The sequence below is a fragment of the Bordetella saccharivorans genome, from assembly GCF_045862855.1.
GTDB lineage: Bacteria > Pseudomonadota > Gammaproteobacteria > Burkholderiales > Burkholderiaceae_B > Bordetella_A > Bordetella_A petrii_F.
On record NZ_BAAFZO010000001.1, the window covers coordinates 2,824,533 to 2,846,843 of the forward strand.

Consider the following 22,311-nt stretch of genomic DNA (forward strand, 5'->3'; position numbering starts at 1 on the left):
TGTTCCGAAAAACGGAACATGCCAGGGGGATGTTGCCCCGCCTTCGTTGTGATCGCCAACAGGAGCGCAGCAATATGTCAGTGCCTACTTTCCGTCTCTACGCGTGCCGCCGCCTGGCGGCCCTCATGCTGGCTGGCCTGGCCGGCACAGCCTGCGCCCAGGATGTCCTGGTGGGCGCCACCGTGCCCATGACCGGTCCGCTGTCCTTGACCGGCAAGCAATACTTCAATTCGCTCAAGCTGGCGGAAGAAGACATCAATAAGGCTGGCGGCGTGCAAGGCAAGCCGGTCAAATTCATATTCGAGGACGCGCAGGCCTCCAACGGGACGGCGGTCAACGCGTATGTGAAGCTGGTGCAGGAACACAAGCCTGCCTTCACCTTCTTGACCAGCTACAGCACCCAGAACATCGCCGTGGCGCCCGAGGTGGCCAAGGCGGCCATTCCCGCCATGTATGCCGGCGGCGCCGATGCCGTGGCGGAGCTGGGCAATCCCTGGATGTTCCGTATCCGGCCGGAAGACAGCACCGCCGCCATCGCCATGGCCCGCTTCGTCAAGGACCAGCTCAAGCTGGCCAAGCCGGGCATCATCTACATCCAGAACGATTTCGGCCAGGGCGGCGCCAATGCGGCCGCCGCGTTCCTGAAAGAACAGGGCATCGAGGCGGCGGGCATGGAGGCCTATGGCCAGAATGACAAGGACATGTCGGCGCAACTGCTCAGCCTGAAGAACAAGGGCGCCGATGTGATCCTGGCTTTCGTCTATCCGCAGGACGGCGCCATGCTGCTGCGGCAGATCAAGATGCTGGGCATCAAACAGCCGGTGGTGGCCTCGTCCGCTGCATTCGTGCCGGCGGCCATGCAGTTGTTGTCGCCGCGCGACCTGCAAAACGTCTGGGGCGTGATCGACACCTACCTGCCCGCTACGGAGAAGGGCAAGGCCTATGCGGAGCGCTACAAGGCGCAATTCTCGATGGACGCCGATCCCTATGGCGCGGCCTATTACGACGGTGCCATGCTGATGGCCCGCGCGATCAACGAGGTCGGCACGGACGCCCGCAAACTGCAGGCGTACCTGAAGGAGGTGAAGGACTATCAAGGGGTGTCGCACGTGTACAGCTTCGATGAGCAGGGCAATGGCGTGCACGACGTCGCAGTGGTCAAGTTCGCCGACGGCACCAAGGATATGCAGTTCATCGACGCTATCAAGGTGAAATGAGCATGGCGGCCGCGAGCAGGGGACTGCCATGCAGGAACTGATACAACTGCTAGTCAATGGAGTCGCGCTGGGCAGTGTTTATGCCCTGGCCGCGTTGGGTTTCGTCATTGTGTATTCGGCCACCAGCGTGGTGAACTTCGCCGCCGGCCAGTTCGTGATGCTGGGGACCTTCTTCGGCGTCACTACCATCATCCAGGCACAGTGGCCGGCGGCCCTGGCGTATCCGGCGGCGATCGCCATGATGGCGGCCTTCGGCCTGCTGTTCTATGCGCTGGTGCATCTGCCGCTGCAGAACCGGCCGGTAGTGTCGGTAATCATCGGCACGGTCGCGGCCGGCATCGCCATGCAGAATGGCGCACTGCTGATCTGGGACGCGTGGCCGTTCCGCGTGCCGTCGCCGTTTGGCGATGGCACGGTCGGCATCGCCGGCAGTGTCATCACGGTCCATGCGCTGGCCACGATAGGTATCACGCTGCTGCTCATCGTCGGGCTGTACGCGCTGCTGCACCGCACCACGATCGGTCGCTCCATGCGCGCCGTCGCGCAGGACGTCGAAACCGCGCGGCTGATGGGGCTGCGCGTGCGGCTGTTGCTGGGCTTTGCCTGGTTGCTGGCGGCGGTGTTCGCGGGCTTCGCCGGCCTGCTGGTCGGCCCGATGTGGTTCGCCGACGTGAATATGGGCGACGCCGTGGCGCTGAAGGCGTTCGCGGCCACCATCATCGGCGGATTCGGCAGCGTGCCGGGTGCCATCGCCGGTGGCTTGATGGTGGGCCTGATCGAGATCCTGGGCGCCGCCTATCTGTCTTCCACCTACAAGGATCTGCTGGCCTTCGGGATCATGATTCTGTTCCTGCTGGTCAGGCCGCAAGGCATTTTCGGCGAGCGCATCGCCGACCGGGGATGAAGATGAAAAAATCCCAACTGCTGTACGGCCTCGCCGTGCTGGTGCTTGCCGCGCTGCTGCCGCTCTTCATGCAGGGCTATGGCAACCGCCTCATGAACACGGCGTTGATATCGGCCATCGCCGTTATCGGCCTGAACTTCGTGTTCGGCTATGCCGGCCTCATCTCCCTGGCTCACGCGGCCTTCGTCGGCATCGCAGCGTACATCGTCGCCATTCTGACTACGGCTCATGGCTGGAGTCCGTGGCTGGCTGCGCTGTTGGCGATCGCCGCGACTTGCTTGTGCGCCTATATCGCGGGGCGCATCTTGCTGCGCCTGAAGGGGCATTATCTGGCGCTCGCCACGCTGGGCTTGAACGTCAGCTTCACGATCGTCGCGTCGAACTGGCTGGATGTCACCGGCGGCACCAACGGGATATCCGGCATTCCATCGCTCAGTCTGGCGGGCGTCCCGCTGGATGACGAGCGCAGCTTCTATTGGTTTGCATTGGCGGTACTGACTCTGTCGGCCGGGCTGGCCGCCCGGGTGCGCCATTCGCATGCCGGAAGGACCCTGATGGCGGTGCGCGACGACGAACTGGCAACCGCCATGACCGGCCTGCCCGTCACGCGGATCAAAGTGGCGGCCTTTACGCTGGGCGCGGCGTACGCTGCCGTCGCCGGCTGCCTATTCGCGTTCCATATCCGCTTCGTTTCGCCAGAAGACTTCAATTTCTCGCATTCCATCATTTACCTGGCGATGCTGATCGTCGGCGGCGAGGGCAGTATTGTCGGAGCGGTGCTGGGCGCGGTCGGCGTGACCCTCTTGCCGGAATTGCTGCGCGGCGTGGGCAATGCCTACATGCTGGTGTTCGGCGTGCTGGTGCTGGTCATCCTGGTGGTGCTGCCGCGTGGGCTGATCAGCCTGGCGCAGCCGGCTACGTATCGCGGTTTGCGCCGACGTCAAGGCACCGGGGCCGCGACCGCGGTTCATGGAGGGCGTTCATCATGACGCTCATGCGCGTACAGGGGGTCAGCAAGCGCTATGGCGGCGTACAGGCGCTGTCCGATGTGAGCCTGGACATCGAGGCCAATCAGTTCTACGCGATCATCGGGCCGAATGGCGCGGGCAAGAGCACGTTGTTGAATGTCATGACCGGACTGGTGCAGCCCTCTTCGGGCCAGATCACTTTCGATGGGGAGGCGCTTACTGGCAGGGCCACGCATGACATCATCCGGGCCGGAATCGGGCGCATCTTCCAGAGCGGCCGATTGTTCACCCGGCTGACCGTGCTGGAGAACGTCATGCTGGGCGCCGCCATGCGGGACTCGCGCTCGCTGGCCGGCATGCTGCTGCGGCCGGCGTCCACGCTTGCCCGCGAGCGCGCCGCGCGCGAGGCGGCCTACGAGACACTGCGTCAGTTCGGCCTGCAAGAGCTGGCCGGCCGCGCCATAGGGTCGTTGTCATACGGCAATCGCCGCATGGTCGAGATGGCCCGGGTCATGGTCGCCCAGCCTCGCATGCTGTTGCTGGACGAACCGGCAGCTGGCCTGAACTCCGGCGAGGTCGAGCAGCTCATGGCGCTGTTGCGGCGCCTGCGCGAGGCGCATCGCCTGACTGTGGTGCTGATCGAGCACAACATGGGCATGGTGATGCGGCTGGCCGAACGCGTGGCGGTATTGAATTTCGGCGCCAAGCTGGCCGAAGGCACGCCGGCCCAGGTGCAATCGGATCCGGCGGTGCTCGAAGCCTATCTGGGAGGAGGCTACCAACATGTTGAAGTGTAGCAACCTGGGCGCCGCCTACGGCGACATCGTGGCGCTGCGTGGCATCGACCTGGAAGTGAAGGCGGGCGAGGCCGTGGCGCTGATCGGCGTCAACGGCGCGGGCAAGACGACATTGCTGCGGGCCATCTCGGGCCTGCTGCCGACGACTGGCGAATTGAGTTTCGATGGCCGTCCGCTCGCCACGGTGCCGGTGCAGCAGCGGGTTCGGGCCGGGATCGCGCATGTGCCCGAAGGCCGGCGCATTTTCCCGGGCCTGACTGTGCGGGAGAACCTGGAGGTCGGCGCGACCGTGCGAGGCCGCGGCCCGCGCCTCGGCGAGGATTTCGAGCGCGTGTACGACTTGTTCCCGCGACTGAAGGAGCGCGCCGGCCAGCTGGGCTGGTCGCTGTCGGGCGGCGAGCAGCAGATGCTCGCCATCGGCCGTGCGCTGATGGCCAGGCCGAGGCTGCTGTTGCTGGACGAGCCTTCGCTCGGCTTGGCGCCGCGCCTGGCGGAAGAGGTCTATGCGCGCATCGCCCGCATCAACGAAGGTGGCATGACGGTTCTGCTGGTCGAGCAGAACACGGTCCTGGCGCTGGGCGTGGCCGACCGCGGCTATGTCATCGAGAACGGCAGCATCGTATTGGCCGACACGGCCGACACGCTTCGCCATCATCCGCGGGTCCGGGATGCCTACCTGGGCCGTTAACCCCTGTCTACGAGAAACCATGTACCCCGATTCTTCTTCCCGGTCGCAGGCGCTGCATACGCGCGCCAAGCGCAGTCTGCCAGGCGGCAATACCCGCACGACGGTCTATTTATCCCCATATCCGGTCTATGCGGCACGCGGCGCAGGCTGCCACGTGCATGATGTCGACGGCAATGTGCTGATCGACTGCATCAACAACTTTACCGCTCTGATCCATGGTCATGCCCATCCAGCGCTGGCCGCTGCCGCACATCGCCAGATCGATCTGGGCACTTCGTTCGGCATGCCTACCGAAAGCGAGATCATGCTTGCCGAGCTGCTGGCCGAGCGGGTGCCGGGCATCGAGCAGGTGCGTTTCACGAACTCCGGCACCGAAGCCGTCATGATGGCGTTGAAAGCGGCGCGCGCCTACACCGGCCGGCCGAAGATCGCCAAGGTCGAGGGCGCCTATCACGGATCCTACGACTATGCCGAGATCAGCCTGGATGCCGCGCCAGACAACTGGGGAGATGCTGTGCCGGCCTCGGTGCCCTACGCGCGAGGCACGCCGCAGGGGGTGCTGGCCGACGTGGTGGTAGTGCCGTTCAATGACTGCGAGGCCACCGAGGCGTTGTTGCGCCGGCACGGCGCCAGCCTGGCCGGCGTGCTGGTCGACTTGCTGCCCAATCGCGTCGGCTTGATCCCCGCTACGCCCGCTTATCTGGAAATGCTGCGCCGCGTGACCCGCGAACTGGGCATTCTGCTGATCGTCGACGAGGTCATCAGCTTGCGGCTCGGCCCGGGTGGCGCGCAGGCGCGCCTGGGTGTACAGCCCGACTTGACCACGGTGGGCAAGATCATGGGCGGCGGCTTCCCGGTCGGCGGCGTGGGCGGGCGTGCCGATGTGATGGCGGTGTTCGATCCCTCCGGCGGGCGGCCTGCGGTGCCGCATGGCGGCACATTCTCGGCCAATCCCGTGTCGATGGTGGCCGGCCTGGCGGCGATGCAATTGCTCGACGGAGAGGTCTACCAGCGGCTCGACCGCCATGGCGAGATGTTGCGCCAGGGCCTGAATCGGGCATTCGCCGATGCCGGCGTGGCCGGACAGGCCACCGGACTCGGCTCGCTGATCAAACTGCACTTGAAAGCTGCGCCGATCGCCAATTACCGCGATGCATTCCCCACGCCCGAACAGGGCCGGGCGATGGCGCGCTTCAATCGCGAAATGCTGAACCGGGGAATTCTGATGGCCGGCTATGGCCTGATGGCGCTGTCCACGCCCATGCAGGACGCGGATATCGAGCAGATTGTGCAGGCCGCCCATGAAGCGCTGGTGGCATTGCGCCGCGAAGAGGTGCTGTGATGGCCGTAACCGCAGGCATCGACGTAGGCGGTACCTTTACCGACTTGATCCTGGTCGACGACGAGACCGGCACGGTCAGAATATCGAAAGTACCCAGTACGCTGGATAACCAGGCCTATGGGGTACTCGAGGCACTGCGCCGCACCGAGGTGCCGCTGGCTCGCGTGGACAGCATCGTCCACGGCACCACCACGACGACCAACGCCGTGCTGGAACGCAAGCTGGCGAAGGTGGCGCTGATCACCACCGAGGGGTTCCGCGATATTCTGGAGCTGGGCAGGCGCACCCGGCCGCAGGCTTATGGGTTGACTGGCAGCTTCGTGCCCCTGATTCCGCGGGAATTGCGCCGCGAAGTGCCCGAGCGCATGGATGCCGATGGCCGCGTGCTGGTGCCGCTCGACGAAGCGGCGTTCGTCGCGGTGGTGCGCGAACTGGCGCAGGCGGGCGTCGAGGCGCTGGTGATTCATTTCCTGCACAGCTACGCGAATCCCGTCCACGAACAGCGTGCGCTGGAGCTGGCCCGCGAACACTGGCCGAATCAATACATCACGGCCGGGCATACCATCATTTCGGAATTCCGCGAATTCGAGCGCGGCACGGCGGCCGCGGTGAACGCATCGGTGCAGCCTATCCTGGACCGCTACATCGACCGCCTGCAGGGCAGCCTGTCGGCGGCGGGCTTCCGGAGCGACTTGCTGGTGATGCAGGGCAACGGCGGCACCGTGTCGGCGCGGACAGTCTCGCGCATGGCCATCAATACGGTCATGTCCGGCCCCGCGTCCGGCGTAATGGCGGCGGCTTATTCCGGGCGGCTGTCCGGCCACCTCAATCTCATCACATACGACATGGGCGGGACATCCTCCGATGTCGCGCTGATCGAGGGTGGCGTGCCCAAGGTGTCGAGCGAACTGGAACTCGAATACGGCATGCCGCTACACGTGCCGATGGTCGACGTGCATACCGTCGGGGCGGGCGGCGGCTCTATCGCACGGGTCCAGGCCGGCGGCCTGCTGCGGGTCGGACCCGACAGCGCGGGCGCGCGGCCCGGCCCCATCTGCTACGGGCGCGGCGGCGAGCTGCCGACGCTGACCGACGCCAATCTGGTATTGGGACGCCTCGACCCGCAACGCCTGCTGGCTGTTGATCGGGCCGTGAGCGTGGAAGAGATTGCGGCACGCATCGAGGCCACGGTCGGCCGGCCCTTGGGCCTGGACGCCATCCAGGCCGCCGCCGCCATTCTGCAGATCGGCAACAATAATATGGCGGGCGCCATACGCCTGGTCAGCCTGGCCCGCGGCTACGACCCACGCGATTTCGCACTGTTCGCGTTTGGCGGCGCCGGCCCTTTACACGCGGTGGCGCTGGCCCGCGAATTGGCCATCCCGACGGTGCTGATTCCTGTCCGCCCGGGCCTGACCAACGCACTGGGCTGCCTGGTTGCCGATGTGCGCCACGATTTCGTCAAATCGTTCAATCGCCCATTGAAGGACCTGGGCGATGATGAGCTGTCTGCCTGCCTGCGCGAACAGATCGCCCAGGGCCGTGCGGCAATTGAACGTGACGGCATCGCCGTGTCGGAGATACAGGTCTTCCATCACGCGCAGATGCAGTTCCAGGGGCAGAGCCATCTGCTGACGGTGCCGCTGGCATCCGACCAGGCTACCGTGGCGCAGCTGCAGGAGGCGTTCGCGCGCGTCTATTGGCAGCGCTTCCAAGTCGAACTGGCGGAACTGCGGCCGGTGTTGGTCACCCTGGATACCAGCTTGGTCGGAAAGCGCCATGGGGTGGAGCTTCACAGTTTGCGCAGCGCCGGGTCGGACCGTGCCGAGCCGCGCTTCCGTCGCGTGTGGTTCGGCGGCGCGGGCTGGGTCGATACGCCGATCTACGCACGCGAGCACATTCCGTCCGCCGGATTGGCGGGTCCCGCAATCGTCGAACAGTTGGACGCCACCATCGTCATCGAGCCCGGAACCAGGGCATGCGGCGATGATTACGGCAATCTGGTCATCTCTCTCTAAGGCTGCGGCATTTCAATGGCAAGCATCGATCCGGTCACGCTTACCGTCATACAGAGCGGCTTGCACCAAGTGTGCAATGAAATGGACCTGGCGCATTGTCGCGCCGCGTTTTCTCCGATTATTTCCGAGTCGCAGGATCGCTCCAACGGCATCTATCATCGCGACTCGGGCGAGCTCATCGCCCAGGGCGAGCTGGGGCTGCCTATCTTCGTGGGCACCATGCAGTTCTCGACCCAGGCGGTTATCGCCCGCGCCAACAGCATCGCGCCAGGCGATGTGTTCATGGTCAACGACCCATACCTGGGCGGCACTCACTTGATGGACGTGCGTTTCGTAAAGCCATTCTTTTATCGCGGCAAGTTGTACGCCTGGCTGGCGAACACGGGCCATTGGCCCGACATGGGGGGCATGGTGCCCGGGGGCTTTTCGGCGCATGCCACCGAAATAGAGCAGGAGGGCTTGCGGCTGCCGCCCGTGAAGCTCTACAAGCAGAATGAACTCGACCCGGAAATTCTATCCATCCTGATGTCCAATATCCGTATTGCCGAGCAACGCATCGGCGATATCAAGGCGCAGGCCGCCGCCCTGGCGATCGGCGAGCGGCGCCTGACGCAGCTGCTGGACCGCTATGGCCAGGATACCGTCGATACGGCCATCGAAGAGCTCAAGCGGCAGGCGTCGCAACAGACGCGCGCAATCATTGCCTCGATTCCGGACGGTGACTACTGTGGCGAGGCCTATCTCGATTCCGACGGCGTCGAAGACCGCCCCTTGAAAGTATCGGTGAAGATCCGCAAAGAGGGCGAGCTGATGCACTTCGACCTGGGGGACTCCAGCCCGCCTTGCGCCGGGCCCATGAACAGCGTCATCGCGACGACACGTTCGTCCATCTACCTGGCCATCAAGCACGTTTTTCCGGAGCTGCCTATCAATGCCGGCATGTTCGAGCCGCTGCGCATTGCGGATCCGGAGGGCACGTTCCTGTATGCCCGCTATCCGCGGCCGGTTTCAGGGTGCGCGGCCGAGGTCAGCCAGCGGATCGCCGAGGCGGTATTCGACGCGCTGCAAAAGGCCATTCCGCAGCGGTTGTTCGCTGCGCCGGCGGGCACCACGGCGAACCTCGCGATTGGCGGCAACGATCCCCTGCATGACAGGTCGTATGTGATGTACGTGATTTCCGGCGGCGGCTACGGCGGCCACCCGGGCGGAGACGGGCTGACCAACGGCTGCTCCACGATAGGCATTTCGAAAGCGGCGCCAGTAGAGGTGCAGGAGCAGTTGTACCCGGTGCTGTTCGAGCGCTACGCCATTCATGAGGGGTCGGGTGGCAAGGGCCAGTTTCGCGGGGGCATGGGAATCCACTACCGGATCCGGCTGCGTGCCGGATCGGCGCGGGCTTCCATGGTGATGGACCACGGGAAATTCGGTCCGCCAGGCGCGGCCGGGGGGCAGGAGGGCGGGCGTACGCGCGTGACCGTCTACCGCAACGGCGGTGCCTATGTGCCGCCGCACGTGTCGAAGGATCAGGGCATCGTGATGCAGGCCGGTGACGTCATCGAGGTGTATACCCCCGGCGGCGGCGGCTACGGTGATCCGGCCAGGCGCTCGCCCGAAGCGCTCGAATACGACCGGCGCCAGGGCTATTATCCGGAGTCCGCCGGCTGGTAGTTACCGGAACACCACCGTCTTGCCGCGATTGAGCACCACGCGGTGCTCGACGTGGCTGCGCACGGCGCGGGCCAGCACCAGCGATTCGACGTCGCTGCCGACCTGGGTCAGGTCCTGTGCCGTCATGGTGTGGTCCACACGCTCGATGTCCTGCTCGATGATCGGGCCTTCGTCCAGGTCGGAGGTCACGTAATGCGCCGTGGCGCCGATGATCTTCACGCCGCGCGCGTGTGCCTGGTGGTAGGGGCGGGCGCCCTTGAAGCTGGGCAGGAAGCTGTGGTGGATGTTGATGGCCCGGCCGGCCAGCGCCCGGCACATTTCCGGCGACAGGATCTGCATGTAGCGCGCCAGCACGACCAGGTCGATCGATTCCCGTTCGGCCAGGGCCAGCACCTGTTGTTCCTGCTCGGACTTGGTCTCGGGGCTGACCGGCAGGTGGTGGAACGGGATGCCGTACGAGGCGGCCAGGCCGGCGTAGTCGTTGTGGTTGGACACGATGGCGGCGACTTCGGCGCGTAGCTGGCCGCTGCGCACGCGGAACAGCAGGTCGTTCAGGCAGTGCCCCTGCTTGCTGACCATGATGAGCAGGCGCGCCTTGCGCCGCGCATCGTGGATCTGCCATTCCATCGCGTAGCCGCCGGCCAGGGCGGCGAACTGCTCGCGCAGGCTGCCCTCGGGTACCGCGGTCGGCAGGTCGAAGTGCACGCGCAGGAAGAAGCGGCCGGTTTCCTCGTCGCCAAATTGCTGTGAATCCAGGATGTTGCAGCCCAGTTCGAACAGCAGGCCGCTGACGCGGTAGACGATGCCGGTGCGGTCGGGGCAGGACAGGGTCAGGATGTAGTCGTTATGCTGCATGATCTGCGAATTAGAGCGACAGGCGCGCCAGGGTTTCCTCGGCGATGGCCAGGCTGGCGGTCAGGCCGGGCGATTCGATGCCGAACAGGTTGGCCAGTCCGGCGACGCCATGCGCGGCCGGGCCGGCGATGACGAAATCGGCGGCCGGCTCGTGCGGCCCGGAAATCTTCGGCCGGATGCCGGTATAGCCGGGCGCCAGGGCGTTGTCGGGCAGGCCGGGCCAGTACGTGCGCACCGCATCATAGAACACCTCGGCCCGGGCCGGGTCGAGCGTGTAGTCTTCGGCCGCGATCCACTCGGTATCGGGGCCGAACTTGGCCTGGCCGCCCAGGTCGAGCGTCAGGTGCACGCCCAGGCCCGCGTGCTGCGGCACCGGATAGATCAGGTGCGAGAAGGGCGCGCGGCCCGCCAGGGTGAAGTAGCTGCCCTTGCACAGGTATTCCTGCGGGATGCTGGCGGGCGGCAGGCCTTCGATGCGGCGCGCCAGGGTGGGCGCGTGGATGCCGGCGGCATTCACCAGCAGGTTGCACGACAGGCTCATGGCCTCGTCGCCGCCGAACTGCACGTCGAAGCCGCCGCCGGGCCGTACCCGGGCCGACAGCATGGGGGTATGGAATACACATTGCGCGCCGGCGTGTTCGGCGTCGCCCTGGTAGGCCAGCATCAGGGCGTGGCTGTCGACGATGCCGGTCGAAGGCGACAGCAGCGCGGCCGTGCAGCGCAGGGCCGGCTCCAGGGCGACAGCCGCGGCGCCGTCCAGGCGCTGCAGGTCGTCCACGCCATTGGCGCGGGCGCGCGCGGCGATGCCGTCGAGCGCCTGCGCTTCGGCGTCGCTGGTGGCGACGATCAGTTTGCCGAGCCGGCGATGGGGAATGCCGCGGGCGGCGCAGTATTCGTACAGCAGATGCTTGCCGCGCACGCACAACCGGGCCTTGAGGCTGCCGGCGGGATAATAGATGCCGGCGTGGATCACTTCGGAATTGCGCGAGCTGGTGCCGGTGCCGATGGCTTCGGCGGCTTCGGCCACCAGGACTTCGCGGCCGGCCAGCGCCAGGGCGCGGGCCACGGCCAGGCCCACCACGCCGGCGCCGACGACGATGCAGTCGATGTCAGTGCTCATGAATAATCGGGGTCAGTCGGAATGCTTGTGGGCCGGCGTCAGGTCGAAGCCGCCGGCGTGGAACACCAGCGGCGCTTCGGCCGTGTGGCCGCAGCGCTCGACCTCGCCCACCATGATCACGTGGTCGCCTTCGACGTAGCGGCTGCGGTTGCGGCATTCGAACCAGGCGGCGCAGTGCGCGTCCAGCATGGGCGTGCCGCCGGGCGCCTGCGCGCGCGGCAGCCCGGCGAAGCGCTCGCGCGTGTGGCCCAGGGCGAAGCGCCGCGCCAGCGCGATCTGGCTGGCCGACAGCACGTTGACGACGTAGCGTTCGCAGTGCTCGAACACGTCCAGCGAAGCAGAGGCGCGCGACAGGCTCCAGAGCACCAGCGGCGGGTCCAGCGAGACCGAGTTGAAGGAACTGACGGTCAGGCCGATGGGAGCGCCATCGGGCGCGGCCGTGGTGACGACCGTGACGCCGGTGGCGAAGCGGCCCAATGCGGTGCGGAAGAACTGCGCGTCGAAATCGGGGTCGGTGGCGGGCATGCAGGCGATTGAAGCGGGGACGGGCGGCGCGTCAGGGCGACAGGCGGTCGATGGCCCAGCCGCCGCGGCCGTCGGGCCGGTAGCGCAGGCGGTCGTGCAGGCGCGACGGGCGGCCCTGCCAGAATTCGAACTGGGTGGGCACCAGGCGGTAGCCGCCCCAGTGCTGCGGGCGCGGCGGCTGTTCACCGTACTGGGCGCGGACCTCCTGCTCGCGCGCTTCCAGGTCGGCGCGGCTTACCGGCTGGCTCTGGCGCGAGGCCCAGGCGCCGATGCGCGAGCCGAGCGGGCGGCTGTGGAAGTAGGCGTCCGATTCCTCGGCCGTGGCTTTTTCCACCCGGCCTTCGATGCGCACCTGGCGCTCGAGCGGCTGCCAGAAGAACAGCAGCGCGGCGCGCGGATTGGCCTGCAGTTCCAGGCCCTTGCGCGACTCGTAATTGGTGTAGAACACGAAACCGCGCGAGTCGTAGCCCTTGATGAGGACGATGCGGGCCGACGGCTGGCCTTCGGCGTCGACGGTAGCCAGCGTCATGGCGTTGGGCTCGGGCACTTGCGCGGCCAGCGCCTCGTCGAACCACAGGCTGAACTGGTCGAAGGGCGAGGCGGCGACGGTGTTTTCCAGCAGGGAGCCTTTCTCGTAGCTTTGGCGCAGATCGGAAACAGACATGGAAACGGAGCCGGCAAACGGCACAAAAGAGGACAGCCTCCAGTTTACCGCCATCGCCGGCGTGGCCCCGGAGGCCGAGAACGGCGCGCGCTAGTTTTCGGGCAACGGGTCGGGTTCCGTTTCGAGGCGCCGCGCGATGCGGTCGAGCCGCGCGTCGTGGATGCCGGCCGCGCGCAGGGCGTGCGCGGTCTGCATGACGTATTCGGTGCAGCGCCCATAGCGCCCGGCCGCGCGTCGCACGATGGCCAGCAGTTCGGCTTCGGGCAGGGCCCGGATATAGGCCGGATTGTCGCGGTTCATGATGAATACCAGGGCCCGCACCGGGCCGGCGTCGGTGGCGCAATTGATCCAGCGCGGCAAATAGGCGCCGGTGGACATTTCCCGGTCCCACAGGGCGGGGAAAAAATCGGGCACCGCCTTGCCGGCCAGCCGGTAGACCACGCCGCGGCACGACCCGCCGCGGTCCAGCCCGAATACCAGGCCCGGGCATTCCGGCGTGCCCCGGTTGACCCGCGACCACAGGCACAACGCGCGGTGGTGGCCGCGCAGGGTGGCCAGGCGCCGTTCCTGGTATTCGAAGTCGGGACGCCAGATCAGCGAGCCGTAGCCGTAGACCCACACGTCCTCGCCCTGGCGCCAGTGCTTCAGGGCGTCATCGAGCGAGGCGCGCCGTTCTTCGGGCGTCCAGAGGCGAAAGGGTACGGAGGAGGCGGTGGGCGGCGGATTCACGGCGCGGGCGTCTCGGCTTCTTGCGGGGGGTGGCGATTGGCCCAGCCGCCGGCGCTCAATGCCAGGGCGTAGGCCCAGAAAAGGGGGGCAATGCCAATTACCGCACCCAGCGCGCCGAAGGTCAACGGCAGGGACACCTGCGAGGCGTTGATGAACGCCATGCGCAGGCCGACCGCCTCGGCGGCGCGGCCATGCGGCGTGTGCTGGTGCAGCAGCGACAGCATGCTGGGCTGGCAGCAGCCCAGTGCCAGCCCCAGGACGAAAGACAGGCCGATCAATACGGCAACGTCGGCGAACAGCGGGTAAATCAGGAAATCCACCGCGGTGATGGCCATGGCCGTGCGGACCAGGCTCCAGGACCGCACGCGCGTCTGGATGTAGGGCAGTGCCAGGCGGATGAGGAACGTTCCCAGCGCGAAGGCGGCCAGTATGCTGCCGATCGTGGTGGCCGACAGGCCGATGGCCACGCCGAACAGCGGCACGACGAACAGATGGGTGTCCCAGGCGCCCGACAGGATGGTGTTGACCATCAGGATGCGCCGCAGCGCTGGCAGCTTCAGCAACTCGGTCACGCGCCGCCGGGCCACCTGGCGCGCGGCCGGCTCGATGCTGCGGTCGACGGCGCGCAAGGCCGGCTGCAGGCGCCGCAGGCCGGCCAGCGCCACCAGCGGCCCCAGGGCCAGGATGCCGAACGCCAGGCGCGAACCCAGGTGGTCGATCGCCAGGCCGGCGATCAGCGGGCCGCTGAAGCCCGAGCCCGCCATGGCCAGCGACAGCCACGAGAAGTTGCGCAGGCGGCGTTGCGGTTCGGCGTGGCCGAGCACGTCCTGGGTGGCGACCTGGTGCAGCATGAAGCCGATGCCGATGCTGCAGGCGGCCACCAGCAGGGCGAGCTGCGTCTGCGCCGCGAAGGGCAGCAGCGTGCCCAGCACCACCAGCGCATTGCCCAGCGTCACCGGGCGGCGCACGCCGACCCGGTCGATCCATTGGCCGGCGCGCACCGACATCAGCATCGGAATCACCGCGAACACGGCGACCAGCCCGCCGACGACGAAGGTCGACAGGCCCAGTTGCAGGGCGGTCAGCGATACGGTGATGCGTCCCCCTGTCAGCGCCACGTGGTTCAGCATGGCGACCACGCACAGCAGGCCAGCGCCGGAAAATTCCGTCGCGGCGGGGGCGGGCGAAGGGGAAGAAGACGGGGCGGACACGGCGTTAACTTCAGCCATTCTGGCCCCAACTCCCTCTAGTGTCGAGGTTGCAGGCCGATGATGGGCTCGTACCCGCAGCCTTGGCTGCATTGCCGGTAACAGCCACGTTGGCGCAAGACTGCCGGCAGTTGCATAGCAAATACCGGCAGATGCCTGCTTTGTGACCGCGCAAATACATGTTCGATCAATGATCGCGCCTGTGTCGTTCTTGCAACGTCGGGCCGGACGCCGCGCCCGGCCGCGTCGTGGGAAAATACGCGCCATGGCACTTTCTCCCGTCCCCGAATCCCGTGACAGCATCGATGCGCTGTGCGAAATCGACGCCGAGCGCCGCTTTGGCGGGCTGGCCCGCCTGTACGGCCCCGACGCGCCGGGCCGGCTGCGCGATGCCCACGTGGCGGTGGCCGGGCTGGGCGGCGTCGGGTCGTGGGCCGCCGAGGCGCTGGCGCGCTGCGGGGTGGGGGCGCTGACCCTGATCGACCTGGATCACATTGCCGAATCCAATATCAACCGCCAGGTCCATGCGCTGACGCCGAGCCTCGGCCAATCGAAGGTCGAGGCCATGGCCGCGCGCATCCAGGCCATCAACCCGGCTTGCGTGCTGACGCGCGTGGACGACTTCGTCGAGCCGGGCAATGTCGGCCAGGTGCTGGCGGGGTATTACACGGCGGTGGCCGACTGCACCGACCAGATTTCCGCCAAGATCGCCATGGTGCTGCACGCGCGCGAGCGCGGCCTGCCCCTGTTGTTGTGCGGCGGGGCAGGCGGCAAGACCGACCCCCTGGCGCTGCGCGCCGGCGACCTGTCGCAGGCGGTCAACGACGCGCTGCTGGCCAAGCTGCGTAATACCCTGCGCCGCCAGCACGGTTTTGCCAAGGCCAGCGATGCCCGCGGCAAGCCCCTGAAGCGCGTGCCGCGCATGGGGGTGCGGGCGCTATGGTTCGACCAGCCGGCCATCCTGCCGGCGGCCTGGAGCCGGGCCGCCGAGGCCGACGACGACCTGGGCGCCGCGCCCGCCCCGGCCGCGCCGCAGGGCCTGTCGTGCGCCGGATACGGCTCGGTGGTGATGGTCACCGCCGCCATGGGCCTGGCGGTGGCCAACGAGGCCGTGCGCCTGGCGCTGGCCGCGCCGGCCCGCTGATCAGCGCCCGGCCAGCAGGTCGAATTCCATGCGGATCTTCTGGAACGGGAATTCCAGCCGCGCGAAATAAACCACCCGGTCCGCGATGCAGGCAAAGCGGCGCAGCTCGGCGACCGGCGCCGAGACGGGGATGTGCAGCGCCTCGGCGGATTCGCCGCCGGCCTCGATGACATTCAGCACCTGGCGCGCCTGCGAAATCTGGCTGCCGTAGAACTGGTCCAGCACCGGCGCCACGGTGCTGGTGCGGATGCGTGCCCGGTGCTTGCGGAACAGCCCGCTGTCCAGGTAGACCTCGCTGTAACAGAACGGCCCGGCCTGGGTGACGTGCACGCGGCGCAGGTGCTGGAAACGGCCATCGCGCGCGAATTCGCAGGGCATGCCGAGCGGGTCGGGCAGCGCGACGCCGGCGCTGGACTCCATCAGCGAGACGGTGCCGAGCTGGTTGCTGAGCGCCACCGTCTCGTCCCAGCTCTGGGGGATCAGCAACGTCGGCGTCTGCGGCAGGGCTTCGTTGACGAAGGTGCCGGCCCCGCGCGAGCGGCGGATCAGGCCTTCGCTCTCGAGCAGGCCGAAGGCTTGCCGCACGGTCGAGCGCGCCACGCCATAGCGTTCGACCAGGACTTCCAGCGGCGGCACTTGCTGGCCGGGGCGCCAGCAGCGGCTGTGGATGTTGCTGCGGAATACCGCGGCCACCTGCAGGTACAGCGGCTGGGGGCTGCGCGCGAACAGTCGGCCGGCCGCCATGATCAGGCGCCGCGGCCGGCCAGCAGCGCATCCGCCATGTCGCGCAGCCGGTGCTTCTGGATCTTGACCGAATTGGCGCTTTCCACCGACGGGAAGGCGTCCAGCGCCTGGAAGCCGACGGGCACCTTGAAACCGGCCAGCGCGCGGCGGCAGGCGGCGCGCCAGCCATCGGGGTCGGGCCGCGCGCCGTCGCGCAGCAGCACGAACGCGTAGGGCACGGTCTTGCCCTGGTGGGTCGCTCCCACTACCTGGCAGGCCCGCACGCCGGGCAGGGTCTCGACCAGCCGTTCGATCTCCGCCGGGTTGACCAGGAAGCCGGCCAGTCGCAGCGAATCGCCCATGCGGGCCTGGAATACGAACTGGCGCTCGCTGAGCGTATAGCCCAGGTCGCCAGTTTTGAAGTAGCCGTCGTCGACGAGGGCGGCGGCGGTGGCCGCCGGGTTGTCCAGGTAGCCGCGCATCAGGCTGGGCGCCTGGATTTCCAGCTCGCCGGACTGGCCGTGCGGCAGCACCTCGCCGGATTGCGGATCGCGGGCCCGCACGCGCGCTCCAGGGTAGATGAGGCGGCCGCCCGCCAGGTAGCGCACCGACACGTCGCCCTGGCTCGCGTCGAGCGGCTGCGCGGCCACCAGCGCGACCAGTTCGCTGGACCCGTACAGGCCGGTCAGCGGCACGCCGTGTGCGGCGGCCAGGTCCAGCAGGTTGTCGAGCGCCGGCGCGAAGCTGGCGAAGCCGCACAGGCGCAGCGTGTCGAAGTCGCCCGGGCGGCCATCCTGGAACCATTGCGCCAGCGCCTCGTTGTTGGCGTAGGCATGAGTGACGCGGTGGCGCCGGATCGCGTCGATGGCGCGGCCGGCGTCATACACCGGCTCGCACACCACCGGCACGCCGCGCGCCAGCGCCCCGGCCAGCATGGCGAAGCCGAATGCGCCGCAGAAGGGCGCCGCGGCCAGCACGCGGGTGGCGTCGTCGTAGCCGTAGGCATGGGCGATGGCGTCGCCATGGCGCAGCAGCGTGCGCTGGTCGTGCAGCACGAACTTGGGCAGCGAGGTGGTGCCGGAGGTGGTGAAGCACAGTACGCCGTCGTCGCGCCCGGCCGGCGCCGGCACGGGAGCGGCGCTGCGCGCCAGGCTGTCGAAGTCCAGCAGCGGCAGGCCATGCGGCGGCGGCGCCTGGCCGGCCGCGTCCAGCGCGATCACGCCGCGCAGGCCGGCCAGCGCTTGTGCCGGCACGTCGGCCAGGATGGCCGGGAAGTCGATGCCCTTGAAGCCGGGCCAGTACACCAGCCAATCGGCCCGGCCCCGGCCCAGGATGTCGGCGACTTCCGCGGCGCGGAAGCGCGTGTTGACGGCCAGCACCAGCGCGCCCAGGTGCGCGCAGGCCAGGAACGACACGACCCATTGCGCGCAATTGGGCAGCCACAGCGCCACCCGGCTGCCCGGGCCGACGCCGGCCTCGGCCAGGCCGGCGGCCAGGGTGCGCGAGGCGTCGCGCAAGGCGGCGAGCGACAACGGGCGGTCGCGGTCGATCAGCGCCACGGCGCCGGGGTTCCTGCGCGCCAGGCTTTCCAGGCGGGCAGTGAAAGCCGCGGCGGGCCGCGGGGGTGTTGTGTGGGCCGACATTCTTGTGGTTATATGCTTAAAGTACGTATTTAAGTACTTTATTGAAATCCCATGGCGGATACAAGCGTGCCCCGGCACGACGACAAGAGGAGACAATCCATGCGGCAACCCTCGCGCTTTTCCCTGATGAAACGCCTGGCCGTCGCGGCGTTGGCGGCGCTGTGCGCGCCGGCGGCGCAGGCCGCGTACCCCGACCACCCCGTGACTGTGGTGGTGCCGTATCCGCCCGGCGGCGGCGCCGATATTTTCGGCCGCGCCATCGCCCATGCCATGGAGCCCGGGCTGAAGCAGACCGTGCTGGTGGAGAACCGCCCCGGCGCGGGCGGCAATGTCGGCATGGCGCATGTGGCGCGCAGCGCCGCAGACGGCTACACGCTGGGCCTGGGAACCATCGGCACGCAGAGCATCAACCAGTTCCTGTACGACAACATGCCGTTCGACCCGGCCCAGGACCTGGTTCCCATCGCGCTGGTGTCGACCACGCCGAACGTGCTGGCGGTGCGCACCGATTCGCCCTTGAAGACGCTGGCCGACGTCATCGCGGCGGCCAAGGCGCGCAAGGACAACAAGATCACCTACGCCTCGCCCGGCGTCGGTTCGTCGGTGCACCTGACCGGGGCGTACTTCGAGGCGGTGGCCGGCATCGAGCTGCTGCATGTCCCGTTCAAGGGCACGTCCGCGTCGCTGCCGGCGGTGGCGGGCGGCCAGGTCGACCTGCTGTTCGACAACCTGCCCGGCTCGCTGGCGCAGATCCGCGATGGTTCGCGGGTGCGCGCCATTGCCGTCACGTCGCTACAGCGCGATCCCGCGGTGCCCGACTTGCCGACCTTCGCCGAGGCCGGGCTGCCGGGTTTCGACGTGACCGCGTGGTTCGCCCTGTACGCGCCGCGCGGCACGCCCGAGCCGGTCGTGCGCGCCTTGATCGACGCGGCGCGCGCCGGCCTGAAGGCGCCCGAACTGGGGCGCCAGTTCGCCGCCATGGGCGCGCAGCCCGGCACCTTGTTCGGTGCGGACCTCGGCGCTTTCGAGCAGCGCGAGCGCGACAAATGGGGCAAGCTGGTCAAGCAGCGGGGCATCGCGGCCAAATGAAGCACGCTACTGCCCTGGTCACCGGCGCCAGCCGCGGCATCGGCCGCGCCATCGCCGCGCGCCTGCTGGAAGACGGCTACGAAGTGGTGAACTTCAGCCGCGGCGCGCCGGCCAACCTGATGCCGGGCGAGACCTTCGTCTCGGTCGACCTGAACGATGCCGAGCGCACGCGCCAGGCAGTCGCCGAGCTGGCCGCGCAGCGCGAGGTCCTGCAACTGGTGAACAACGCGGGCATGATCAAGGTCGCCGAGATCGACCAGGTGTCGCCGCAGGCCTTGCAGGACACCCTGGCGGTGAACCTGGTGGCCCCGCTCCTGTTGCTGCAGGGGCTGCTGCCGGCGATGCGGCGGCGCGGCTATGGGCGGGTCGTCAACATCGGCAGCCGCGCCGCGCTGGGCAAGCCGGGGCGGACCGCCTACGGCGCCAGCAAGGCCGGCCTGGTGGGCATGACGCGCACCTGGGCCCTGGAGCTGGCGCCCGCCGGCATCACCGTCAATGCGGTGGCGCCCGGCCCCGTGGCGACCGAGCTGTTCAACTTGTCGAATCCGCCCGATCATCCGCGCACCCGCGAGCTGGCGGCTGCCATTCCCGTGGGGCGCATCGGCCAGCCGGAGGAAGTGGCGCACGCGGTCGCCATGCTGCTGGATCCGCGCGCCGGCTTCATCACCGGCCAGACCCTGTACGTGTGCGGCGGGTTGACGGTGGGCGCGGCCTGAGCCGTCCCGCCGTCAGCCGCCGCGCAGGGTCACGTCGAACCAGCCGCGCAGCGCGTTGGACAGGCGGATGCCTTGCGCCGCGTGCAGGTCGTCCAGGGTCAACACGCGCTCCTGCGCGCGCCCGCTTGCCAGCAGGTCGGCACGCTGCACGCCCGGCAGGCAGCCGCTGGCGGGCGGCGGCGTGTACCACACGCCGCGCACTTGCAGGTAGACGTTGGTGCGGCTGCCTTCGCACAGTTCGCCGCGCTGGTTCAGGAACAACAGGTCGAAGACTTCCGGGCGCGTCGCCAGCCAGGCGGCGGCCGCGCCGTACCAGGGGCGGTGCGTGGTCTTGTAGCGCAGCAGCGGCTGGTGGGCATCCAGCAACTGGTCGGCCAGCATGACTTGCTGGCCGGGCGCCAGCGGCGGCAGCGGCGCGGTCTGGATGCTGCGCCGGCCGTCGCGGTCGAGCAGCAGGCGCAGGCGATGCGGGCCGGGCGTGGCCAGCGCGGCCGCGGCGGCGCGCAGTGCGTCTTCGACGGCGGCTCCCGGCCACGCGTAATCGAGCGCGGCACAGGCGGCTTGCAGGCGCGCCAGATGGCGGGCCAGCAACGGGATGCGGCGCCCGGCGTCGACCAGCAGGGTTTCGATCAGTTCGACAGACATGTGGCGTTCCAGTGCGCGGTTCGTGGGGCGTTGGTTCGTTTCATGCGGAGGGCAGTGTTCGTCGGGCGTCCTGGCCAGGGCCGGGCGGTGCGGGCCGGCCACGTCGCTCGGCTCGGGCGCGCCAGCAGGCGCCCTCGGCCCCTGCGGGGGCTGCCCTCGCTCCAACTGGCCGGCCCGCACCGCCCGGCCCTGGCCAGGACTCACGACAATGGTATGCCTCGGGGCCGCTGAGCCGGTGGCGATGGCGGACGTGGGTGTCAGGTCCTGTGCCAAGGAGTGGCGGGCGGGGCGTCCTGCAGGATGCGGGCTTTCCATAGGCATTCCTGCCATTCGAGTTCGGGGTCGGAGTCGTGCACGATGCCGCCGCCCACACTGTAGACGCCGCGGCCGGCTTTATCCAGCACCAGCGTGCGGATCGCCACGTTGAGCGAGAAATCGCCGTCGGGCGCCAGCCAGCCGATGGCGCCGCAATACAGCCCGCGTGGCGCGATCTCCATCTGGCGGATGCGGCGCATGGCCGCCACCTTCGGCGCGCCGGTCACCGAACCGCAGGGGAACAGGGCACGCAATACCTGTGCCAGGGTGGCGAGTGGCGCCCGCGCGGTGACAGTGGAGGTCATGGTCCATACCGTCGGATAGCGCTCCAGCGAGAACAGCGACTCGACCCGCACCGAGCCGGGTTCGGCCAGCCGGCCCAGGTCGTTGCGCAGCAGGTCGACGATCATCAGGTTCTCGGCGCGGTTCTTGGGGCTGGCGTGCAGTTCGCGGCCCAGCCGCGCGTCTTCGGCGGGGTCGGCGTGGCGCGGCGCGGTGCCTTTCATGGGGCGTACCGTCAGGCGCGCGCCGTCGCGCCGCACGAACAGCTCGGGCGAAAACGACAGCACCACGCGCTCGCCATCGTCGATGCAGGCGCCGTGCGCCACCGGGTGCCGCGCGGCGATGCGTCGGTACAGCTGCTGCGGGTCGCCCTGCACGCGCACGTCCAGCGGCTGGGTGTAATTGACCTGGTACAACTCGCCGGCCGCGATCAGGGCGCGGATCGCCTCGACCTGGCGCAGGTAATCGGCGCGCGCCATGCGCGGCTGCAGCGATTCGATGCGCGCGTCGTCCGGGCCGGCCGGCGCCGGCCATGGAGCCTCGCGCGCCATGCGTTCGGCCACCAGCGCCACCAGGCGCGGCGCGCCGTCCTCGCCGCGCGGCGCCACCGGCACGCCGCCGGGCGGCGGCAGGGTGGTCTCGGGGGCCAGCCACTCGCCCAGTTCATAGTCCAGCAACAGCGCAACCCAATGGCCGGCGCGGCGCGCCGCCTCGATGGCATCCAGCGCGGCCGGCAACTCGTCCGGCCGGCGCGCCTCGATGCGCTGGCGCAGGCCGCCCAGGCTCAGCGCGCGGCCCGCCAGCCGGTCCTCAAAACGGCATTGCATGATATCGAGGCGCCAGGCACCGGGTTGTAGAGAAGGCAGCCATCGCGACACGACAGGTGTCAGACACCCGGCGCGCCGGCCGTCGCCATGGCGCGGGCCTGCAGGCCGGGAGTCTGACACCGCCCGGGGAGGCAGCCATCGCGACACGACAGGTGTCAGACACCCGGCGCGCCGACCGTTGCCGTGGCGCGGGCCTGCAGGCCGGGAGTCTGACACCGCCCGGG

21 protein-coding genes are annotated in these 22,311 nt (G+C 68.5%); 11 read left to right on the forward strand and 10 right to left on the reverse strand.

Annotation, left to right across the window (positions count from 1 at the left end):
* Positions 1-74: 74 nt before the first annotated feature.
* Genes ACKTT0_RS13500 through ACKTT0_RS13535 form a run of 8 tightly spaced genes read left to right on the forward strand, consistent with a single transcriptional unit; the run spans position 75 to position 9,602 of the window.
* On the forward strand, positions 75-1,217 hold the full coding sequence (locus ACKTT0_RS13500) for an ABC transporter substrate-binding protein (RefSeq protein WP_407850379.1): 1,143 nt from the start codon (positions 75-77) through the stop codon (positions 1,215-1,217).
* Positions 1,218-1,245: 28 nt separating this feature from the next.
* Complete coding sequence (locus ACKTT0_RS13505; RefSeq protein WP_407850380.1) at positions 1,246-2,121, forward strand: branched-chain amino acid ABC transporter permease; 876 nt, start codon at positions 1,246-1,248, stop codon at positions 2,119-2,121.
* A gap of 2 nt (positions 2,122-2,123) precedes the next feature.
* Positions 2,124-3,110 (forward strand): branched-chain amino acid ABC transporter permease, encoded by a 987-nt coding sequence (locus ACKTT0_RS13510; protein ID WP_407850381.1) that lies wholly within the window; start codon positions 2,124-2,126, stop codon positions 3,108-3,110.
* Complete coding sequence (locus ACKTT0_RS13515) at positions 3,107-3,886, forward strand: ABC transporter ATP-binding protein (RefSeq protein WP_407850382.1); 780 nt, start codon at positions 3,107-3,109, stop codon at positions 3,884-3,886. The genes ACKTT0_RS13510 and ACKTT0_RS13515 overlap by 4 nt, the downstream gene beginning before the upstream one ends.
* Positions 3,873-4,574 carry an ABC transporter ATP-binding protein gene (locus ACKTT0_RS13520; protein WP_094805827.1) on the forward strand — a complete coding sequence of 234 codons (702 nt, stop codon included), beginning with the start codon at positions 3,873-3,875 and terminating at the stop codon, positions 4,572-4,574. The genes ACKTT0_RS13515 and ACKTT0_RS13520 overlap by 14 nt, the downstream gene beginning before the upstream one ends.
* 19 nt (positions 4,575-4,593) lie before the next feature.
* Positions 4,594-5,916 carry an aspartate aminotransferase family protein gene (locus ACKTT0_RS13525; RefSeq protein ID WP_407850383.1) on the forward strand — a complete coding sequence of 441 codons (1,323 nt, stop codon included), beginning with the start codon at positions 4,594-4,596 and terminating at the stop codon, positions 5,914-5,916.
* Positions 5,916-7,934, forward strand: coding sequence for a hydantoinase/oxoprolinase family protein (locus ACKTT0_RS13530; RefSeq protein WP_407850384.1), 2,019 nt, complete (start codon positions 5,916-5,918; stop codon positions 7,932-7,934). Before ACKTT0_RS13525 ends, ACKTT0_RS13530 begins: the two co-directional genes overlap by 1 nt.
* Before the next feature lie 15 nt (positions 7,935-7,949).
* Positions 7,950-9,602, forward strand: coding sequence for a hydantoinase B/oxoprolinase family protein (locus ACKTT0_RS13535; protein WP_407850385.1), 1,653 nt, complete (start codon positions 7,950-7,952; stop codon positions 9,600-9,602).
* Here the strand turns inward: ACKTT0_RS13535 and purU are convergent, their stop codons facing one another.
* The 6 genes from purU to ACKTT0_RS13565 form a co-directional block, all read right to left on the reverse strand.
* Positions 9,603-10,457 (reverse strand): formyltetrahydrofolate deformylase, encoded by an 855-nt coding sequence (gene purU / locus ACKTT0_RS13540; RefSeq protein WP_407850386.1) that lies wholly within the window; start codon positions 10,455-10,457, stop codon positions 9,603-9,605.
* Between the two features lie 10 nt (positions 10,458-10,467).
* Positions 10,468-11,577: an NAD(P)/FAD-dependent oxidoreductase gene (locus ACKTT0_RS13545; protein ID WP_407850387.1), complete on the reverse strand. Its 1,110-nt coding sequence runs from the start codon at positions 11,575-11,577 to the stop codon at positions 10,468-10,470.
* Between the two features lie 12 nt (positions 11,578-11,589).
* Complete coding sequence (locus ACKTT0_RS13550) at positions 11,590-12,102, reverse strand: flavin reductase family protein (RefSeq protein WP_407850388.1); 513 nt, start codon at positions 12,100-12,102, stop codon at positions 11,590-11,592.
* Positions 12,103-12,133: 31 nt separating this feature from the next.
* On the reverse strand, positions 12,134-12,766 hold the full coding sequence (gene pdxH / locus ACKTT0_RS13555; RefSeq protein WP_407850389.1) for a pyridoxamine 5'-phosphate oxidase: 633 nt from the start codon (positions 12,764-12,766) through the stop codon (positions 12,134-12,136).
* 90 nt (positions 12,767-12,856) lie between these two features.
* A complete protein-coding gene (locus ACKTT0_RS13560; RefSeq protein ID WP_407850390.1) occupies positions 12,857-13,495 on the reverse strand; it encodes a gamma-glutamylcyclotransferase in 639 nt (212 codons plus the stop codon).
* A complete protein-coding gene (locus tag ACKTT0_RS13565; protein WP_407852429.1) occupies positions 13,492-14,625 on the reverse strand; it encodes an MFS transporter in 1,134 nt (377 codons plus the stop codon). The genes ACKTT0_RS13560 and ACKTT0_RS13565 overlap by 4 nt, the downstream gene beginning before the upstream one ends.
* A gap of 343 nt (positions 14,626-14,968) precedes the next feature.
* Between ACKTT0_RS13565 and ACKTT0_RS13570 the strand changes: the two genes are divergently transcribed.
* Complete coding sequence (locus tag ACKTT0_RS13570) at positions 14,969-15,847, forward strand: tRNA threonylcarbamoyladenosine dehydratase (protein WP_407850391.1); 879 nt, start codon at positions 14,969-14,971, stop codon at positions 15,845-15,847.
* On the opposite strand, the gene ACKTT0_RS13575 is transcribed toward ACKTT0_RS13570, so the two are convergent.
* Both ACKTT0_RS13575 and ACKTT0_RS13580 read right to left on the reverse strand, forming a co-directional pair.
* On the reverse strand, positions 15,848-16,591 hold the full coding sequence (locus tag ACKTT0_RS13575) for a GntR family transcriptional regulator (protein WP_407850392.1): 744 nt from the start codon (positions 16,589-16,591) through the stop codon (positions 15,848-15,850).
* A 2-nt stretch (positions 16,592-16,593) separates the two neighbouring features.
* Positions 16,594-18,213 (reverse strand): AMP-binding protein, encoded by a 1,620-nt coding sequence (locus ACKTT0_RS13580; RefSeq protein WP_407850393.1) that lies wholly within the window; start codon positions 18,211-18,213, stop codon positions 16,594-16,596.
* 99 nt (positions 18,214-18,312) lie between these two features.
* On the opposite strand from ACKTT0_RS13580, the gene ACKTT0_RS13585 reads away from it, so the two are divergent.
* Both ACKTT0_RS13585 and ACKTT0_RS13590 read left to right on the forward strand, forming a co-directional pair.
* Positions 18,313-19,302 (forward strand): Bug family tripartite tricarboxylate transporter substrate binding protein, encoded by a 990-nt coding sequence (locus ACKTT0_RS13585; RefSeq protein WP_407850394.1) that lies wholly within the window; start codon positions 18,313-18,315, stop codon positions 19,300-19,302.
* Positions 19,299-20,018: an SDR family oxidoreductase gene (locus ACKTT0_RS13590; RefSeq protein WP_407850395.1), complete on the forward strand. Its 720-nt coding sequence runs from the start codon at positions 19,299-19,301 to the stop codon at positions 20,016-20,018. Before ACKTT0_RS13585 ends, ACKTT0_RS13590 begins: the two co-directional genes overlap by 4 nt.
* Before the next feature lie 12 nt (positions 20,019-20,030).
* Here ACKTT0_RS13590 and ACKTT0_RS13595 read toward each other — a convergent pair whose 3' ends face one another.
* Together ACKTT0_RS13595 and ACKTT0_RS13600 are read right to left on the reverse strand one after the other, a co-directional pair.
* Positions 20,031-20,663 (reverse strand): aminotransferase class IV family protein, encoded by a 633-nt coding sequence (locus tag ACKTT0_RS13595; RefSeq protein WP_407850396.1) that lies wholly within the window; start codon positions 20,661-20,663, stop codon positions 20,031-20,033.
* A 257-nt stretch (positions 20,664-20,920) separates the two neighbouring features.
* A complete protein-coding gene (locus ACKTT0_RS13600) occupies positions 20,921-22,087 on the reverse strand; it encodes an aminodeoxychorismate synthase component I (protein ID WP_407850397.1) in 1,167 nt (388 codons plus the stop codon).
* Positions 22,088-22,311: the final 224 nt, after the last annotated feature.

Coding starts and splice junctions, on each gene's coding strand:
- ACKTT0_RS13515 (WP_407850382.1), top strand. CDS start 3,107: ATGACGCTCATGCGCGTACAGGGGGTCAGCAAGCGCTATGGCGGCGTA.
- pdxH (WP_407850389.1), bottom strand. CDS start 12,766: ATGTCTGTTTCCGATCTGCGCCAAAGCTACGAGAAAGGCTCCCTGCTG.
- ACKTT0_RS13590 (WP_407850395.1), top strand. CDS start 19,299: ATGAAGCACGCTACTGCCCTGGTCACCGGCGCCAGCCGCGGCATCGGC.
- ACKTT0_RS13585 (WP_407850394.1), top strand. CDS start 18,313: ATGCGGCAACCCTCGCGCTTTTCCCTGATGAAACGCCTGGCCGTCGCG.
- ACKTT0_RS13570 (WP_407850391.1), top strand. CDS start 14,969: ATGGCACTTTCTCCCGTCCCCGAATCCCGTGACAGCATCGATGCGCTG.
- ACKTT0_RS13545 (WP_407850387.1), bottom strand. CDS start 11,577: ATGAGCACTGACATCGACTGCATCGTCGTCGGCGCCGGCGTGGTGGGC.
- ACKTT0_RS13595 (WP_407850396.1), bottom strand. CDS start 20,663: ATGTCTGTCGAACTGATCGAAACCCTGCTGGTCGACGCCGGGCGCCGC.
- ACKTT0_RS13535 (WP_407850385.1), top strand. CDS start 7,950: ATGGCAAGCATCGATCCGGTCACGCTTACCGTCATACAGAGCGGCTTG.
- purU (WP_407850386.1), bottom strand. CDS start 10,457: ATGCAGCATAACGACTACATCCTGACCCTGTCCTGCCCCGACCGCACC.
- ACKTT0_RS13580 (WP_407850393.1), bottom strand. CDS start 18,213: ATGTCGGCCCACACAACACCCCCGCGGCCCGCCGCGGCTTTCACTGCC.
- ACKTT0_RS13575 (WP_407850392.1), bottom strand. CDS start 16,591: ATGGCGGCCGGCCGACTGTTCGCGCGCAGCCCCCAGCCGCTGTACCTG.
- ACKTT0_RS13505 (WP_407850380.1), top strand. CDS start 1,246: ATGCAGGAACTGATACAACTGCTAGTCAATGGAGTCGCGCTGGGCAGT.
- ACKTT0_RS13500 (WP_407850379.1), top strand. CDS start 75: ATGTCAGTGCCTACTTTCCGTCTCTACGCGTGCCGCCGCCTGGCGGCC.
- ACKTT0_RS13600 (WP_407850397.1), bottom strand. CDS start 22,087: ATGCAATGCCGTTTTGAGGACCGGCTGGCGGGCCGCGCGCTGAGCCTG.
- ACKTT0_RS13565 (WP_407852429.1), bottom strand. CDS start 14,625: ATGCTGAACCACGTGGCGCTGACAGGGGGACGCATCACCGTATCGCTG.
- ACKTT0_RS13530 (WP_407850384.1), top strand. CDS start 5,916: ATGGCCGTAACCGCAGGCATCGACGTAGGCGGTACCTTTACCGACTTG.
- ACKTT0_RS13550 (WP_407850388.1), bottom strand. CDS start 12,102: ATGCCCGCCACCGACCCCGATTTCGACGCGCAGTTCTTCCGCACCGCA.
- ACKTT0_RS13525 (WP_407850383.1), top strand. CDS start 4,594: ATGTACCCCGATTCTTCTTCCCGGTCGCAGGCGCTGCATACGCGCGCC.
- ACKTT0_RS13520 (WP_094805827.1), top strand. CDS start 3,873: ATGTTGAAGTGTAGCAACCTGGGCGCCGCCTACGGCGACATCGTGGCG.
- ACKTT0_RS13510 (WP_407850381.1), top strand. CDS start 2,124: ATGAAAAAATCCCAACTGCTGTACGGCCTCGCCGTGCTGGTGCTTGCC.